A 17285-nucleotide genomic window follows, 5' to 3' on the forward strand; every position below is an offset into this window, starting at 1 on the left:
CTTCCCTAAAATACCTTCTATAATATTAGACGATATTAAAGTGCTTTTAGTTCTATCTTATAAAAATAATTATGCACTTTATATCTAAAGATATTATTAAGAATTTCTTATCTAATCATTAAGATTTATTTAAAAAAGCTTCATTATAACAAGGAAACATTATATTATGCAAAGAAAAGCCTAACTATAGTAACCGCAGCAATAATAGCTGCAGCATCTGCCAGCACCGCAGCCCAAAGGGTATGTCTTATTTTTTTTATTCCCACAGAGCCATAGTAGACGGTGAGAGTATAGAATATGGTTTCAGTAGTTCCCATTATTATTGATGCTGTTAAACCAACAGTGCTGTCCGGTCCAAATTCCTTAAGAATTTCAGTGAATACTCCTAAAGCTCCGCTGCCGGATAAGGGCTTGATTAGCACTAAAGGGATAAGCTCTGAGGGAAGGCCTATAAGTCCCGCCGCCGGGGACAGTGCCTTATTGAATAAAGTTAAAGCTCCGGATTCCCGGAATACTTTTACTGCAATAAGCATTGCAAGGAGATAAGGAAAAATTCTGGTACATACTCCTAACCCCTCTTTTGCTCCTTCAATAAACCACTCATACACTTTTTTCCCTTTTACCATACCATAAAGCACTATCAAAACTATTATAAGAGGTATAATGGATTTTAATATATATGAAAACACGGCAATTCTCCTTATAAGCTTTATTTAAAAGTATTTTTCCAGCACCTTTGCACAGATAATTCCTACTAAAGCTGCACAGAAGGTGGATATAATTGCAGGTATAAGTATTATTCCAGGTGACTGTGAACCGCTGGCTGCTCTGATGGATATTACAGTGCTTGGAACCAATTGCAGACAGGCTGCGTTCATTACCAAAAAAAGCACCATGTCATTAGAGGCCCTCTCCTTATTCACATTAAGCCTTTGAAGCTCCTCCATTGCTTTAATTCCAAAAGGAGTAGCTGCATTGGAAAGTCCCATCATGTTAGCAGTAAGATTCATCACAATAGCACCTAAAGCACTTTCTCTTCTGGATGCATCTTTATAAAGAAGCTTCAAAATTGGCTTTAAAACCAATGCTATTTTTCCTGTTAATCCGCTTTTTTCTGCAATTTTCATAACTCCGCACCAAAGGCACATAAGTCCTGTAAGGCCTATAATCAATTCTACAGTGCCTCCGGCAGATGCTATTACAGCCTTTGATATTTCTTCTCCCCTTCCGGAAATCATTCCGGCACAGATGCCTATAAAAACCATAAAAAACCATATATAATTTATCATAATACTTCCTCCATAAAATAAAATGATTAAATAGCTGAAGCTCTTTTCCTTTTCTATAACTCTTGATAAGAAGGCTTGTACACAATTCTTCAAAACATTTTCCCATGCTTATTAAATATATATGAATTAATCTTCTATTTAATTCTTTATATGTTTTTATATAAGTTTTGCTGAAGCAGATATTTTTTGGGTCTTTCTTTTTCTCCCTTGCATAAGATTTTTTACCGTGATAACATAGAAAGGTAAGTTAAACACCGAAAAAGGAGACCGCTTATGAAAGAAGATATGATGAAATTAGCTCAGCAGGAAATTGAAGAAGCTTTAGAGGCTGTAGAAGCTTTAGAACAAAATATCGATAAAGATGGCTTTTCTAAAGAGGATTTAAAAAGTAAATTCATTAAGCTTAACGAAAAGGTAACTGAGCTTGAGGCTCTTTTAAAATCTCAGGGAATAATTTAAGACCACCTGGAGATATCTCTAAATAATATCTCCTGATGGTCTTTTATTATGCCTGTATTACATCCTTTAAATGAGCTCTAAGCTATTTTTTAATTATCAGCGAAGCACCACTGTTGTCTCTTTCCTGATGTGATATTTGAATTTTTAAGCCCAGCTTCGGAATATTTCGTCCAAGTGATGGTATCTCGCTGTTTAGATAATTTCTCTTGTCGTCAAAGTTTGGTTCATTAAATCTATTGCTGTCTACAGCCTTTCTTCCATATAAAGAACTAAAATCCACAAGCATTTCACCTTCCTTCATTTTGCTGAAAGCTGCGTCTCTCATTTGATACTTTCCGCTTGCAAGAAGGGGCTTAGCGGTAACGTCATTAAATGTCCAAGTTATATTTTTTTGGTCCGCATCAACTATTCCAAGATATCCATCTCCGGGGTGGATTCCTGTCCAGTTGTCACCGTAATAGTTATCAACATACCATACTACCATACCTGGCTCATAAGGTATTAGCTGTCCTAAGCTGGAAACATGAGCAAGTCCTTTGTCTACACCATGATGGTTTCTCCATTCCACCAAATAATAATGCGGGGTGTATGCTATTCCTGTATCCAACTTAAAGCCGTTAAGCAGGAATTTAGCCCCTTTTTCACTGTCATCAAAGAATATTTCCTTATCTCCTGATATAACCTTAATATCATCTAAATAGAACCCTGCACCATAACTGTAGCTGTCTGTAGCATATTCGAATTTTAACTCTACATTTTTCCCTGAAAAGCTGCTCAAATCGAATATTCCATCCACCCAGCCTGCTGAATTACCGGTAATTCCATGGGGAACCTGTACCGCAGCATCAGGATCATGCTCTGTGGTGGTTATATTCCCTTTTAAATAAGTCCATTGGGAAGTACCCTTTACCTTAACCTGTACTGATGCAAAATCCCAGCCCTGTTCAATATCATACCAGGTCTTAAATTGTAATGAAGGGGAAGTATATTGAGTTAAATCTATTTCTGTGGTCATAGAGGTTAATATAGGTGCTCCATCCTTACCTTTATCCCCGAAGTATGCATACTTTCCGCTAAAAGGCTTAGTTATAGTGGTTGCTTTATCTGGAAGACTTATTCTAACAACTTGTCCCTCTTCGCTGGCCTGTCTCAAATTCACCCTTACACCTGCAGATGTGATTTTATTATAATCAATATTTATAGACTTCTGCCAATTACCACCATATACAGCCTGGAAAAACTCCTTTGCAAGAGGGCTGAAACCTGTAGGCTCTGTTCCAGGTATAATTCCTGCCCAGCTTCCTGAAGACATAATTGACCAGTTAGATATGGGCTCTCCCAGTTCACTGGTGTATTGAGTGTCATATTCATCAGGCAGCCCTAAGTCATGACCAAATTCATGAGAAAAAACTCCTGCAGCTCCGTCTTCAGGCTCCATGGTATAATCAAAGGCTTTATAATCAGTTCCCGGTATTTTGTATATTCCGCCTAAATTCCATCTATGAGACCATATAGCATCAGAGCCTAGGCTGCCTCCACCCGCTTCCTGTCCTACACCTGCATGGATTACCATAAGATGGTCTATTATTCCATCGGGCTCATCATAGTTTCCGTCCTCATCTAAATCATATCTGTCCTCTTTATCAAATTCTGCAAAATTAATTCCGGGATCCTTTGAAGCCAGCTGAAGAGCATGAGCTACAAGACTTCTAGGCCTTGCATCGTGGGAATTACCTATCTGCTCCCCGTAATATTTTGCAGTATAAGGGGAAGTATACCAGCCTGCTACCTTCCCCTCTATCAATAAACTTCCTCCTGACTGCTGCTCATAATACTGCCTCATAGATATAAGATTTTCACCCTTTGGCCCTTTATAGCCATTTTGACCGAATATCATTGCTTCATAATGTTCTTTATTATAGTCTTTATAAAACATGTCAGTTTCCTCTGGCTGTATTTTGTTATGACTGTAGTCTTTATAGTCTACTAAAAGCACTAATACATTAACCTTCTTTGGATTAGTATCCGGAGTGCTTTGTTCAAATTTATACTTTTGCACCTTCTGACTCTGCTTTGCTTTTAAGTTTTTCTCCATTTTAGTTAAAGGAATCCTTTTGTTACCTTCAGCGGCCTTTCTCAGATAGCTCATATAGATTTCTCTGGCTTTAGCATAATCAGCATCTTGAGGAATTTTACCTTCCTTCTTAAGCATTTCAATTATTCTCTCTTCATTTGCAATGCTTACATCTGCCGGTGCCTGGGAAATACTTTCTTCAAAGGAGGACAGCTCTATTAGCTCTATTCCCTTTGTAATATTATTTCCCTTTGTAATATTATTTCCCTTTGCAAATGCCCTGTAGCTGCATCCGGCTCCTAAAGCAACACTGACTGACAGCATTAGTGCTGTAAGTTTTTTTGAATTCATTTTACACCACCTCTTAATTATTTTCCATTATATGGTTATTATATATCTTTGCTTCCTCCTAAACAAATTAAATTTTCTTTAATAAATCAACAGATTTACCCATAAAATACTTAATTCCATAAAAATAAAGACCCGGAAGGCTCTGGGTCTCTATTTATTATAAAAGCTATTTAATTATACCTGTAGAAAACAACAATATTAAAAATATAGCTATAGGCGCTGCTATCTTTATTAAGAAAGTAAATATCTTCTGTAATTTAAATTCTATTTTTCCATCATTGGTTATTTCTATTAAAGCATTCTTAATACCCCATACATATCCTACAAATAAAGTAACGAATATTCCTCCTAAGGGTAAAAATATATTGGATGCTACAAAATCAACTGCATCAAAGATGCTTTTCCCGAATATAGTAACATGGGATAAAGGTCCAAAGGATAAACTGCTTGGTATTGAAAAGATAAATACTCCTACAGCTATCATTATAGCAGCCTTTTTCCTGCCAAGATTAAACTTTTCAGTTACAAATGCTACAGATACCTCTAAAAGTGAAATTGTTGAGGTAATTGCTGCTATAGCAATAAGAACAAAGAATAAAAAGCAGAAAAATTGACCAAAAGGCATTGCCTGAAAAACCTTAGGCAAAGTTATAAATAACAGCGATGGTCCTGCAGCAGGCTCCAAACCATAGGCAAATACTGCTGGAAATATTACAACTCCTGCTAATATTGCTACCAAGGTATCAGTAAGAGCTACCTGAGCAGATAAGGATATAAGGTTTTCCTCTTTTTTTATGTAGCTTCCATAAGTTATTATTATACCCATACCAAGGCTTAAAGAGTAAAATGCTTGTCCCAATGCCTCCAGTACAGAAATCATTGTGAGCTTAGAAAAATCAGGTTTAAAAAGAAACTCTAAACCTTTTGCACTGCCTTCTAATGTTACAGAACGAAACATTAGCACTATAAGAAGTACAAAAAGTGCAGGCATTAACACCTTACTGTATTTTTCAAGTCCTGATTGAACCCCTGCAATAACAATAGAGGTGGTAATAATTATAACTATAATAGTCCAAAACATCGGTGTATAAGTGCCGGAAACCACTTCTCCAAAATATGTACTCACCTGATCAGGAGCTACATTCAATACTTTACCGCTTACAGATCCTGAAATATATGATAATACCCAGCCTGCTATTATTGAATAAAATGAAAGTATTATAAAAGGTGTAAAAACTGCTAGTCCTCCTGCATAATGCCAAAATCCCTTTTTTTGAAGGTTTTTATATGCATCAACGGCGTTAACCTGAGTTTTACGACCTAAAGAAAACTCAGCGATCATTACAGGAATACCCAGCAGAGCTACACAGGCTAAGTAAAGCAGAATAAACGCTCCACCTCCGTTTTTCCCAGTGATATAGGGAAACTTCCATATGTTTCCCAAACCTACTGCAGATCCTGCAGCTGCTGCAAGAAGTCCAAGCTTAGTGCCAAAATTGTCTCGTTTCATTAGTGTATCCTCCTTTGTAATTATTTCCCTTATATTAGTAAAACCAATCCTGTATATTTTAAAAATTGCTGTTTTGGTAAATAAAAATACCCCTATGAAGTAAAACTTCATAGGGGCGAAAATAGTCGCGGTACCACCCTTGTTCGCAGATTAAACTGCCTTTAGATAATTAAATCCTGGTCTTTATCGCAGATCTGCGCCCTATGGTACTTTTATTATTTCCCATAGGATGCTCTGGAGTGATCATTACATATCCCATCTAATCCCGGCTCTCACCTTACCCAGTTCTCTGTCATTACGATTTATAGATATTTTTCTCTCCGTCATAGCAAATTATCATATTGTTTATAATTTTATTATCTATATATCTTTATGTCAATAACAAAGAGGTAATTATTCTTTATTGTTAATGTAATCGAGTTTCAATTAATATATCGGTAAATTCCATGTGAATATAAAGCATATATTTGTTAAAATTATAAATCAGGCTGCTGCTTCTTCAGTCCTTAACTTCTTTAAATCCTTGAAAAATAAGGTATAGGTTATTAAAGATGATCCTAAGTCCGATATAGGTCCTGCCATCCAGACACCTGTAAGGCCAAAATACTTAGGCAGTATTATAAGAAGAGGAATTAATAAAATCACCTGTCTTAATAAGCTTAAAAACATGGATATTTTTGCTTTACCGATGGATTGGAAGTAATTTGTTCCTATAATCTGTACACCTATAACAGGAATCATGCATAAGTATATCCTTATACCCTGAACCCCCATCTGTACAATTTCCTGATCTCTGTTAAATAATCCTATAGCCTGAGCAGGGAAAATCTCTACCACCAGAAAACCTATTATCATTATTACAGTTGCTGCAAAGGATGCATAGTTAACGGTTTCCTTAACTCTATCATACTTTTTTGCGCCGTAGTTGAAGCCTATTATAGGCTGGCTGCCCTGATTTATTCCAAATACAGGCATCAGGAATATCATAGCTATACTGGAGATAACAGCCATAACACCTATAGCATACTCTCCTCCGTAAGTACTTAAAGCTTTGTTTGAGGTAATCTGAACAACACTTGCTGCAAGCTGCATGCTGAAGGGAGACATCCCAATAGCAAAAATACTTAAAATTACACTCTTTTTTAATTTAAAATACTTCCTTCGAATTTTTAAAATGCTATCACTGCCTAAAAAGTACTTTAATATCCACAAAGTAGTGACAACCTGGGATAAAACAGTAGCAATTGCAGCACCCTTTACTCCCATATCAAATACAAATATGAAGATAGGGTCTAATATAGTATTTAAAACAGCTCCAATAAGCATGGTCATCATAGCCATTTTGGGATTTCCGTCAGATCTTACAGAATGATTAAGCCCAAAGCTTACTAAGCTAAAAACAGTTCCAAAAAATATTATGGTTATATATTCCTTTGCATATACTAAAGTATTTGCACTTGCTCCAAAAGAATTCAAAATACTATCCAGGAAAGTGAGTCCCACGATAGGAAGCACCACACTTAATATCAGCAGCAATATAAAAGCGTTTCCTAATATTTCTTCAGCCTCATCCTTTTTATGGCGTCCAAGCCTAATGGATACCGCTGCAGCAGAACCTATTCCAACCAGCATACCAAAAGCCATGATAATTGTAGTTATGGGAAGCGTCAACCCTACCCCTGTAATTGCATATTTACCTATATCTTTAATATTACCTATATAAATCCTGTCCACTATGTTATAAAGGGCATTAACAAGCATCCCTACTATGGCAGGAGTGGAAAACTGAAAAAGCAGTGTGCTTATCTTTTCTTCTCCTAATCTATTGTGTCTGTCCATAAACCTTTACCTCCTGTATATTCATTTTCTATCATTCGTTTTAATAAAGACTTCAACGTTTCTATCTCCTCCTGTGAAAGCACCTTTAAAAGATTATCGTTCCAGCTGTGCAATATACCGAAAAACTCATCTTTTATAGAATATCCCTTAGGAGTGATATAAAGCTTAAAAGCCCTTCTATCTTCTCTATCATGAATCTTAGTGATATAACCTTCCTCCTCAAGCTTCCTTAAAGCCTTAGCCGTAGTTCCTTTATCTATGCTTAAATATGTGCTGAGCTCCTCTTGATTTATCCCTTCATGATTGTAGAGAAAGGCTAAAAACAGATACTGTCCGCTTCCTATATTAAGTTTTTTAAACTCCTTGGAAAGATACATTCCGGATAATCTATATAATATAGAGATGTATTTACCTACAGATTCGCAGTTTTTACTCAAATTTATCCCCTCTTATTCTATCCTGCACTTATTTCTCCTAAAATTTTAACACCTGATTTTAATCCATTATATTTATTGACAATATACATGATATTATTATCTATAATTATTGCATTTTAATAAGTATATTTCACACAGCTATATTATTATATATCATAAATAGTTGCAAATGCAACTATTTATTTTACTTAATATAGCATTAAATGTAATATAATTACAGTTATGATATAATGGTAGTATAAGATTTAAATATATTTATGTACTAAGAGAGGTTTATATATGTCTTTAAAAAACTACAGGATATTTTTCGGATTGGCAGCAGCAGCCTTATTTATATCCTTATTAGGTATTTATACCTTTAAGAGCAGCTCTTACAGCAATCCATCAGAGGCTTCAGAAGAAAATAAGCTGACCATAACAGAAGAAGAAAAAAACGGCCTTAACACTGAAAAAACTGCAGTTGATCCTTCAATTACAGGAATCACCTCCTCTGAAGAGGAAAGCCTTCCGGATTATCATTCAGCAAATATAAGAATGGGAGGCAAATTGACAGCAGACGAAAATTTCCTATACTTCAGTAATTTCAATAATGAGCCTGGAATTTATAAATGCCGGCCTTCCGGCACGGCTATGCAGAAGATAAGCAACTTATCTCCTTCAGGAATAATCCCCTTCGGTAATAAATTATATTATTTTTATGGGGAAAAACTGAGAAGCTCCTTAAAAACCGGAGGTGATGAAAAAATACTTTATGACAACCCCTGCAGCAGTTTAACCATATATAAATCAAGGCTGTATTTCTATGATCAGGGCGCTGGTAATATGGTGTCCATGAACATGGAGGGTGACAATCTTCAGGTGGTTATAGATATAGAAAAAAACGAATTTGGTGTAGCCGGATTTATGGGTTTTCTGCAAATAAAGGAAGGAATTTTATATTATACTTATTCAAAGCCCTCCGGCAAGGATTATGAATGCTATTTAACTGCTTATGACCTTAATAGCAAGGCCTCAAGAAATCTCTACAAAGGCCCACTATTTATGGTAACTCAGATAGATGGCAGCTTTATATATTTTAACAAGGAAAGTAATACAGCCGCAAGATCCATTATCCAGAGGATAGATGTAGGCAGCGGTAAGATGGAAACTATCAAGCTTAATATAAATGGTTACTTTTTAAATTATATTGCTGATGGAAACTCTATATATTACTTAGAGAATACATCTATTTATAAATATTCCATTAAGGAAAAGAAAAGTCAGCTTATATCCAATGTCTATAATAAAAACAAAGTTCCTTTTATTAATCCTTTATATAAGATAGAGGACAGATTATTTATGCAGGGATTTGAAAATGGATATGGTGTCTCTGCAGAAAAAGCCTATATATACACCATTAAAACGGACGGTACGGAGGAAAAGGTCATATATTGAAGCCTTCTGCTGAGTTAATCAGCAGAGTTAAAATTTCCAGTAAAGTTTAACACTGCTGCTTAACCTTTTTAGCTTTTCTTCTCTGCTTTTATAATCAGTTATAAAGCTCTCTACATATTTCCAAAACTCTTTGGAATGATTCATATAAACAAGATGGCTTAATTCATGAAGGACTATATAATCTACAACATCTTCAGGCATCATTATAAGCCTTATGTTATAGTTTATATTTCCTAAGGAAGAACAGCTTCCCCATCGGGTTTTTACATCCTTTATAGTTATTTTATTAAATTTAACTCCAAGGCGCTCTGCATAGCGAGAGGTCTTTTGCTGTAATATTTCATACCCTTCCTCTGCATACCAAGCTCTTAAGACTGTTCTTAAAGCTTTAATCCTGTTTTCTTCATTAAACTCAAGAGCTCCAAATAATCTCACAGTTACAGTATCTCCTTCTAAAGCTGCAGCACTCTTTTTTAATGAGGAATATCTTATTTTAATATTATAAACCTTACCTAAAAACATAATTTTCTCTATATTTTCTCTATCACCTATAGAGGTTCTAAGTTCATAAATATCCTTATAGTTTTTCTCAATCCACTGCTGCTTTTCTTTTAAAAGTTTGTCTATATACTTTTTACTGCAGTTATAAGGAGCCAGAACCACTAGTCCTTCTTCAGCACTTATCTTAATAGCTAAGGTTTTTCTTTTACTGTATCTTACTGTATATTTATAATCCACAGGTACCCCCTAATAAAAACAGCCCGAACCAAAGGTCAAGCTGTTAATTTTGCTAATATATAAAATTCATACTTATTTAGCAGGCTCCCATATTTAAATACTTATTTACAGGAATCCCTTTCGATTATTTCATGATCTAAAACATAGTGTCCCTGTTCAATAGTCTTTTGATTTATAAGCTTTATAAGCATTCTCATCGCAATGGAGCCCATATCATACATAGGCTGTGCAACGGTTGTAAGATTTGGATAATAAACCTGTGCAGAATAAATATTATTAAAGCCTATGACATCAACATCCTGAGGTACGGAAAGCTGATGCTCTCTCAGAGTATTTATTGCTCCCATAGCAACTTCGTCTGAAGCACAGATTACCGCATCTATGGAGCTGGCCTTTTTAAGAATCTTTCTGATGCCTTTATAGCCTGTTTCAGTTCTTAAATCTCCGAAATACACCATATCCTCATTTATTTCCAAGTTATTTTCCTTCATTGCCTTTTCAAAACCCTTATATCTCTGTGCCCAGGCATTGCTGGAATCCTTGGAGGCTCCTATGTATGCTATATCCTTATTACCTTTTTTAATAATATAATTAGCAGCATCATAACCTGCCTTTACATTATCTATTGTAACGCTTGGGAATATTCCCTCCTCATCACTGGACTCTATTAATACTGTCTTAAGATCCAGCTCTCTTATAAGGTCTGTTATTTCAGGTTTTAAAGAAGAGCTCATATAAAGCACTCCGTCAACCATTTTTTCCTTTAGCACTCTTAAGTATTCTTTTTCTTTTTCTTCATCTAAGTCAGAATTACAAAGTATAACGTTATAATCATAAATGTTAGAAACGTCTTCAGCACCTCTTACTATTTCAGGATAAAACTGACTTGATATATCAGGTATAAGAATTCCTATAGTTTTTGTCCTTTGAGTCTTCAGGCTTCGAGCTACAATATTAGGTCTGTATCCTAACTTCTGTATTGCATCCTGAACCTTCTTTTTTGTTTCTTCATTTACTACATCGATATCATTTAATACTCTGGAAACCGTTGCTATGGAAACTCCTGCTTCCTTTGCAACATCTTTTATTGAAGCCGCCATTTTATCAACTCCTACCTATACTAATTTACTATTGTTCATAATTATACTAAAAATCACTATACCTTTACAAGTAAACTATAACATTATTAGTTACAATATACAATTATAAATCTTATAAAAAATAACCCATAATAATTAATACAAAACTGTTAGGACAACCAAGTCCTAACAGTTTTGTACCTTTATTTTACAACTTTTACTGCTAAATCCAGTTTTTCACCATTAACAGATGCTTCAGTATAATCTGCTTCACTGTTATATAATATTTCTACAGAAAGGGTTTCTTTCTTTATAAAGTCTTCAAACTTCTTCATTACCCCTATGAGCATTTCATTTCCCGCTGCATAAAGATTGATTTTATCTGAAACCTCAAAACCGCTTTCCTTTCTCATATTTTGAACCTTAGAGATTATTTCTCTTAAATGTCCTTCTTCTCTAAGCTCTTCAGTGATGGTAGTATCCAGAACTATACCGATCTCTCCTTCACCGGAGAAAGCATAGCCTTCAAGTCCCTGCATGGTTACAAGAAGGTTTTGAGCGTTAAGCTCTATCTCCTGCCCTTGAACATTTATAACCTCAGCTCCGCCATTTTGAACCTTCTGAGCTAATTCCATCTGATTCTTTTTAGCTATTTCAGCTCTTATTGAAGGTATAAGCTTACCATAAGCTTTTCCCAATACAGGAAGGTTAGGCTTAATTTCAAAGTTAACATATTTTGAAAGGTCTGCTCCAAACTGCATTTCCTTAATATTCAGCTCATCCTTTATTATGTCTCCGTAATATTCAGGAAGAGACTTAGTGCTTACAAGCATTTTAGAAAGAGGCTGTCTGTTCTTGATGTTAGCTCCGTTTCTTGCACTTCTTCCAAGCTTAACTATTTTAGATGCCATTTCCATTTCCGCTTCTAAAGCTTCATCCACAAGCTCAGCCTTATATTCAGGCCATGTGCATAGATGTATGCTTTCTACAGCATCCTTATCTAAAGAAACCACAAGGTTTTGATATATTTCTTCAGTGATAAAAGGAACAAATGGTGCAGCAACTTTAATTAAGGTTGTAAGCACTTTATATAAGGTTACATAAGCACCTATCTTATCCTCTGTAAGCTCTTCGCTCCAATATCTTGATCTGTTTCTTCTTACATACCAGTTGGAAAGCTCATCAGTAAACTCCTCAATAGAAAGAGCTGCCTGAGTTATCTTATAGGAATTAAGGTCCTCATCCACTGTTTTAATCAAGGTGTTAAGCCTTGACATTATCCATTTATCCATAACATTTTCTGATTTAAAATCAGCATAATCCAATGGGTTGAAATTATCTATTTCAGCATACAGCACATAGAAGGAGTAAACATTCCATAAGGTGCTTAAGAATTTTCTTCCTGCTTCTGCTACATCATCCTCTGAAAATCTTGTTGGCAGCCATGGAGCACTGGCAGTATAGAAGTGCCATCTGGTTGCATCCGCTCCCTGATTTTCAAGAACTACAAAAGGATCCACAACATTTCCCTTATGCTTTGACATTTTAAGTCCGTGCTTATCCAGTACGTGACCTAAAACTATGCAGTTTTCAAAAGGATTTGTATCAAAGATAGCTGTAGATATTGCCAGCAGGGTGTAGAACCATCCTCTGGTCTGATCTACCGCCTCTGATATAAACTGTGCAGGGAAATTTTCTTCAAATATCTCTTTATTTTCAAAGGGATAATGCCACTGTGCAAAAGGCATTGAACCGGAATCGAACCATGCATCGATAACTTCCCCTGTTCTTGTCATAGGCTTTCCGCACTTAGGGCAGGTAAGCTTAACTTCATCTATATAAGGCTTATGAAGCTCTATATCCTTTGGAACATTGATTCCCTTTTCTTCTAATTCTGCTCTACTGCCTATACATTCTCTATGACCGCAGTCACATTCCCAGATAGGAAGAGGTGTTCCCCAGTATCTGTCTCTGGATATACCCCAATCTATAACATTTTCAAGGAATTTACCAAACCTTCCTGTTCTTACGTTGTCAGGATACCAGTTAATCTTATTATTATTTTCTAAAAGCTTATCCCTTAAAGAGGTCATTTTAACAAACCAGCTGTCTTTTGGATAATAAAGCAGTGCAGTATCACATCTCCAGCAGTGAGGATAGGAGTGTGTAAACTTTTCTGATTTAAACAGGAGATTTTTTTCCTTCATATATTCTAAAATCTTAGGATCAGCTTTTTTAACGAACATTCCTTTAAAAGGCTCAACTGCATCTACAAATTTTCCTTCTGTGTCAACTAAATTTATAAGAGGCAAACCATATTTTTTACCTATTAAATTATCGTCTTCACCATAAGCAGGAGCTATATGGACTATTCCTGTACCATCGCTTAAAGTTACGAAATCTCCATGAACGATGTAAAATGCTTTTTCTTCCGGAGTATAGAATGGGAAAAGCTGCTCATATTCCATTCCAAGAAGAGCCTCTCCTTTGAACTCTTTAACTATTTCATACTCTCCATCTAAAATATTTAAAAGGCTTTTAGCAAGATAAAAATGCTCGCCATTTTGTACAACCTCTACATAGTCATAGGCTTTATTCACCGCAAGAGCAACGTTACTTGGAAGTGTCCAAGGAGTTGTTGTCCATGCTAGTATATATTTATTTTCTTCACCTTTAACCTTAAATTTAACTATTGCAGTAGCTTCCTTTACATCCTTATAACCCTGAGCTACTTCGTGAGAGGATAAAGCTGTTCCGCATCTTGGACAGTAAGGAATTATTTTATGCCCCTTATATAAAAGATCCTTATCCCACATCTGCTTAAGAGCCCACCAAACGGATTCAAGATAATCATCCTTATAAGTTACATAAGGATTTTCCATATCAACCCAATAAGCTAACTTTTCAGACATATCCTTCCACATATTAACATATGAAAATACGCTGCCTTTGCATTCCTCAACGAACTTTCCAACACCAAACTCCTCTATTTGAGGCTTTCCTGAAATTCCAAGCTTCTTTTCTATTTCAAGTTCAACAGGAAGTCCTTGGGTATCCCAGCCTGCTTTTCTAAGTACATGATACCCCTTCATAACCTTATATCTTGGAATTATATCCTTCATAACTCTGGTAAGAACATGACCTACGTGAGGCTTTCCATTAGCAGTTGGAGGACCGTCATAGAAAGTGAAGTTCTTTTCACCTTTGTTCATATCAAAGTTTTTTTCAATAACATTTCTTTCTTTCCACAAATGCGCTATGTCTTTTTCCATATCAACAAAGCTTCTGGAATTGTCAATTTTTTTATACATCTTCAAACCCCTTTCCTGAGATTATTATCATCTTTTTAATTGCAAATAAAAAACTCCATCCAACAGGACGAAGTTGTGTTCGCTATACCACCTATAGAGATGCCTTTCATAAAACACTATCAATAGAATTTAATATAATAGCTTAATCATAAATAGAAAGGCTTATTTTCAAGCACCATCATGCTCTATCCCTTAACGCAGGACTACGGGTAAGCTTACTGCAATTTTCAGCCACCAACTCCCAGGTGATTTTCGCTAAATTCTCACTGCAGTCCTTACACCCTGGGGACCGCTCTCTAAAAGCTGCAAATTCAACTACTTCTCCTGATCATAGTTTTTCATTATTTTAAATTATAATACCAAAGCCCTGCAATGTCAACGAAGGATTGTACATTATTGTAGATACATAAGGCTTAATATTTCTGGGGAAATTTTTAGATTAAATTCAGGCTATTTTAGCTTTCTGCACACAATAATAAATCTGTGTTCAATGCTCTCTATATATCCTTTAGCCTTTAACTCTTCATTTAACCTAAATAATCCTTGAAAACAATTGTCTACTGAGAAATTTGGAAATTCCCACTGAATAATTTTTGCATAATATACCACTGCTCCAACATCTTTAAAACGGAGATATGGAAAAAACTCTTCAGCATATAAAGCTTCAAAAAAGCTTTTTTCTAATTCTTTGAGAATGTTATCTAAAGTGTTTTTCGGAAATAATGGCTTAAAGTCCTTTATTAATGCTTTATTTAATTTATTTTGCTCCATAACTGATCCTCTTTTCTTTTATTTTTTAATTAGAAAAGCAGTCCAGCTATCCTGACAGTAAATATAATTTTTATCTTGGTACAATATACTATCAGTTAATATAACTATACCAAGTAGTTAATTCGCTTTTTTCTCATGGTGAGATTTCACCTGCTTTCAGATTTAATTTATGCTGTTGAAGTTATAATATAGTCAAACTTTTGTTTTTATTTGAAAGTATGAGTATACTCTCTTAGTATTAATTCCTTATAAGTATTGTTCCATAATAAATAATCCATAATAGATAGATAATGCGACACAAGTTCCAATTCGTTATCGAGATATTCTATCAATTCGTTAGCTTAGAGTCGCAATTGGCAGAAAATGTGGAGTTTCAATTCCTTATAGGTATTCTATAAACATTTAAACAGCCAAGCTATGGCTGCACCACCAAGTGTGTTTCAATTCCTTATAGGTATTCTATAAACCAGCTTCAGTATAGGGGTAACAGCACGTTATCCCTAGTTTCAATTCCTTATAGGTATTCTATAAACAAGAGAAAAAGCTCAAACCTTAGCTTCAATACTTGCGTTTCAATTCCTTATAGGTATTCTATAAACATATAGGAGAAACGGAAGATTTCGATTGTCATGATAGTTTCAATTCTTTATAGGTATTCTATAAACGAAATTATGTTATATGGGAATGTATTTGTGATTGTGGGTTTCAATTCCTTATAGGTATTCTATAAACCCCCTTTTTATATATTGTATATCATTTCATAATTAAAGTTTCAATTCCTTATAGGTATTCTATAAACTTCCCAAAGAAGTGATAGTTTTAAGATTGTTAGTATTGTTTCAATTCCTTATAGGTATTCTATAAACTATCAATTTGTGATATATTCTGTTCTTTGAGAATTGAGTTTCAATTCCTTATAGGTATTCTATAAACTATGAGTACAAAACTTTATGACACTTCAAATTGGTGGTTTCAATTCCTTATAGGTATTCTATAAACAATGGCAGAAGTAGGATATGCAGATGGTTTTACAGAGTTTCAATTCCTTATAGGTATTCTATAAACAAGGATAAATAATAACGTGCTATAGCTTCGCTTATCTGTTTCAATTCCTTATAGGTATTCTATAAACTAACAGGATTACTGTTAGATTTTAATATAGAAACAAAGTTTCAATTCCTTATAGGTATTCTATAAACTAGCTACAAGGTGGCTATATGCAGAAAGTTTAAATGTTTCAATTCCTTATAGGTATTCTATAAACAAGAAAACGGTTTGAGATTAACCTTTGATTATTTAGAGTTTCAATTCCTTATAGGTATTCTATAAACTTAGAAAAAGAAGAAACTCCCGAACAATTGCTTGTGTTTCAATTCCTTATAGGTATTCTATAAACGGATAAAAATCTGCAGGAAATGTGCAGAAGAGTTTTAGTTTCAATTCCTTATAGGTATTCTATAAACGTAAATCTGCATTATGTATAATACAGAAATATCTAGTTTCAATTCCTTATAGGTATTCTATAAACCCAGTTCTTTAAAACTGCTTCTATCCATGGAATAAGTTTCAATTCCTTATAGGTATTCTATAAACGAATGACCTATTTTCATTCAGAAAATTTTCAACCTCGTTTCAATTCCTTATAGGTATTCTATAAACTTTTAAAAAGTAATGTTACCATAATTAATATTACTTTTGTTTCAATTCCTTATAGGTATTCTATAAACCTAATGTATTAACCGGTGCTTTAGAAGGTTCTATGGGGTTTCAATTCCTTATAGGTATTCTATAAACGCTATAGGTAATTAGGAGGTGTAAAGGTGAAATATTGTTTCAATTCCTTATAGGTATTCTATAAACGTATGTGGTTATAGGTTATTACTTACTAGTTATATGTTTCAATTCCTTATAGGTATTCTATAAACAAGAAAAGATTCTCCTCGAAGCATAACAATTAACATAGTTTCAATTCCTTATAGGTATTCTATAAACC

The 17285-nt window shown here is 34.6% G+C and carries 12 protein-coding genes, 1 CRISPR repeat array and 2 other annotated features; of the genes, 2 read left to right on the plus strand and 10 right to left on the minus strand.

Annotation, left to right across the window (positions count from 1 at the left end):
• Positions 1-164: 164 nt before the first annotated feature.
• Positions 165-689 (minus strand): spore maturation protein, encoded by a 525-nt coding sequence (locus TA89_RS13505; RefSeq protein ID WP_040214103.1) that lies wholly within the window; start codon positions 687-689, stop codon positions 165-167.
• A gap of 24 nt (positions 690-713) precedes the next feature.
• Positions 714-1289 carry a nucleoside recognition domain-containing protein gene (locus TA89_RS13510; protein WP_040214104.1) on the minus strand — a complete coding sequence of 192 codons (576 nt, stop codon included), beginning with the start codon at positions 1287-1289 and terminating at the stop codon, positions 714-716.
• Positions 1290-1562: 273 nt separating this feature from the next.
• Between TA89_RS13510 and TA89_RS13515 the strand changes: the two genes are divergently transcribed.
• Positions 1563-1748, plus strand: a complete 186-nt coding sequence (locus TA89_RS13515; RefSeq protein WP_040214105.1) for a hypothetical protein — start codon at positions 1563-1565, stop codon at positions 1746-1748.
• An 82-nt stretch (positions 1749-1830) separates the two neighbouring features.
• Here TA89_RS13515 and TA89_RS13520 read toward each other — a convergent pair whose 3' ends face one another.
• The 4 genes from TA89_RS13520 to TA89_RS13535 form a co-directional block, all read right to left on the minus strand.
• Positions 1831-4173, minus strand: coding sequence for an immune inhibitor A domain-containing protein (locus TA89_RS13520; protein ID WP_052447508.1), 2343 nt, complete (start codon positions 4171-4173; stop codon positions 1831-1833).
• A 166-nt stretch (positions 4174-4339) separates the two neighbouring features.
• Positions 4340-5683, minus strand: coding sequence for a sodium-dependent transporter (locus TA89_RS13525; protein ID WP_040214135.1), 1344 nt, complete (start codon positions 5681-5683; stop codon positions 4340-4342).
• A 108-nt stretch (positions 5684-5791) separates the two neighbouring features.
• Positions 5792-6019 (minus strand) — a binding site (T-box leader).
• A 147-nt stretch (positions 6020-6166) separates the two neighbouring features.
• Complete coding sequence (locus tag TA89_RS13530) at positions 6167-7522, minus strand: MATE family efflux transporter (protein WP_040214108.1); 1356 nt, start codon at positions 7520-7522, stop codon at positions 6167-6169.
• A complete protein-coding gene (locus TA89_RS13535) occupies positions 7501-7959 on the minus strand; it encodes a MarR family winged helix-turn-helix transcriptional regulator (protein ID WP_052447509.1) in 459 nt (152 codons plus the stop codon). Before TA89_RS13535 ends, TA89_RS13530 begins: the two co-directional genes overlap by 22 nt.
• Before the next feature lie 279 nt (positions 7960-8238).
• Between TA89_RS13535 and TA89_RS13540 the strand changes: the two genes are divergently transcribed.
• On the plus strand, positions 8239-9393 hold the full coding sequence (locus TA89_RS13540; RefSeq protein ID WP_040214110.1) for a DUF5050 domain-containing protein: 1155 nt from the start codon (positions 8239-8241) through the stop codon (positions 9391-9393).
• Positions 9394-9420: 27 nt separating this feature from the next.
• Here TA89_RS13540 and TA89_RS13545 read toward each other — a convergent pair whose 3' ends face one another.
• The 4 genes from TA89_RS13545 to TA89_RS13560 all read right to left on the minus strand — a co-directional run bounded on the left by TA89_RS13545 (position 9421) and on the right by TA89_RS13560 (position 15292).
• Entirely contained in the window at positions 9421-10131 is a 711-nt protein-coding gene (locus TA89_RS13545) for a M48 family metallopeptidase (protein ID WP_040214113.1), read from the minus strand.
• A 101-nt stretch (positions 10132-10232) separates the two neighbouring features.
• Complete coding sequence (locus tag TA89_RS13550) at positions 10233-11231, minus strand: LacI family DNA-binding transcriptional regulator (protein WP_040214114.1); 999 nt, start codon at positions 11229-11231, stop codon at positions 10233-10235.
• Between the two features lie 182 nt (positions 11232-11413).
• Positions 11414-14521, minus strand: a complete 3108-nt coding sequence (gene ileS, locus TA89_RS13555; protein WP_040214115.1) for an isoleucine--tRNA ligase — start codon at positions 14519-14521, stop codon at positions 11414-11416.
• A gap of 60 nt (positions 14522-14581) precedes the next feature.
• Positions 14582-14862 (minus strand) — a binding site (T-box leader).
• Positions 14863-14971: 109 nt separating this feature from the next.
• Positions 14972-15292, minus strand: coding sequence for a hypothetical protein (locus tag TA89_RS13560; RefSeq protein WP_242850147.1), 321 nt, complete (start codon positions 15290-15292; stop codon positions 14972-14974).
• Between the two features lie 370 nt (positions 15293-15662).
• A CRISPR array of direct repeats spans positions 15663-17284; the repeat unit is 30 nt; unit sequence GTTTCAATTCCTTATAGGTATTCTATAAAC.
• The last annotated feature ends 1 nt before the right edge of the window (position 17285 follow it).

This window comes from Clostridium polynesiense (assembly GCF_000820705.1).
In the GTDB taxonomy this organism is placed as follows: Bacteria; Bacillota; Clostridia; order Clostridiales; family Clostridiaceae; genus Clostridium_AA; species Clostridium_AA polynesiense.

Coding starts and splice junctions, on each gene's coding strand:
- TA89_RS13510 (WP_040214104.1), bottom strand. CDS start 1,289: ATGATAAATTATATATGGTTTTTTATGGTTTTTATAGGCATCTGTGCC.
- TA89_RS13515 (WP_040214105.1), top strand. CDS start 1,563: ATGAAAGAAGATATGATGAAATTAGCTCAGCAGGAAATTGAAGAAGCT.
- TA89_RS13520 (WP_052447508.1), bottom strand. CDS start 4,173: ATGAATTCAAAAAAACTTACAGCACTAATGCTGTCAGTCAGTGTTGCT.
- TA89_RS13525 (WP_040214135.1), bottom strand. CDS start 5,683: ATGAAACGAGACAATTTTGGCACTAAGCTTGGACTTCTTGCAGCAGCT.
- TA89_RS13530 (WP_040214108.1), bottom strand. CDS start 7,522: ATGGACAGACACAATAGATTAGGAGAAGAAAAGATAAGCACACTGCTT.
- TA89_RS13540 (WP_040214110.1), top strand. CDS start 8,239: ATGTCTTTAAAAAACTACAGGATATTTTTCGGATTGGCAGCAGCAGCC.
- TA89_RS13550 (WP_040214114.1), bottom strand. CDS start 11,231: ATGGCGGCTTCAATAAAAGATGTTGCAAAGGAAGCAGGAGTTTCCATA.
- ileS (WP_040214115.1), bottom strand. CDS start 14,521: ATGTATAAAAAAATTGACAATTCCAGAAGCTTTGTTGATATGGAAAAA.
- TA89_RS13560 (WP_242850147.1), bottom strand. CDS start 15,292: ATGGAGCAAAATAAATTAAATAAAGCATTAATAAAGGACTTTAAGCCA.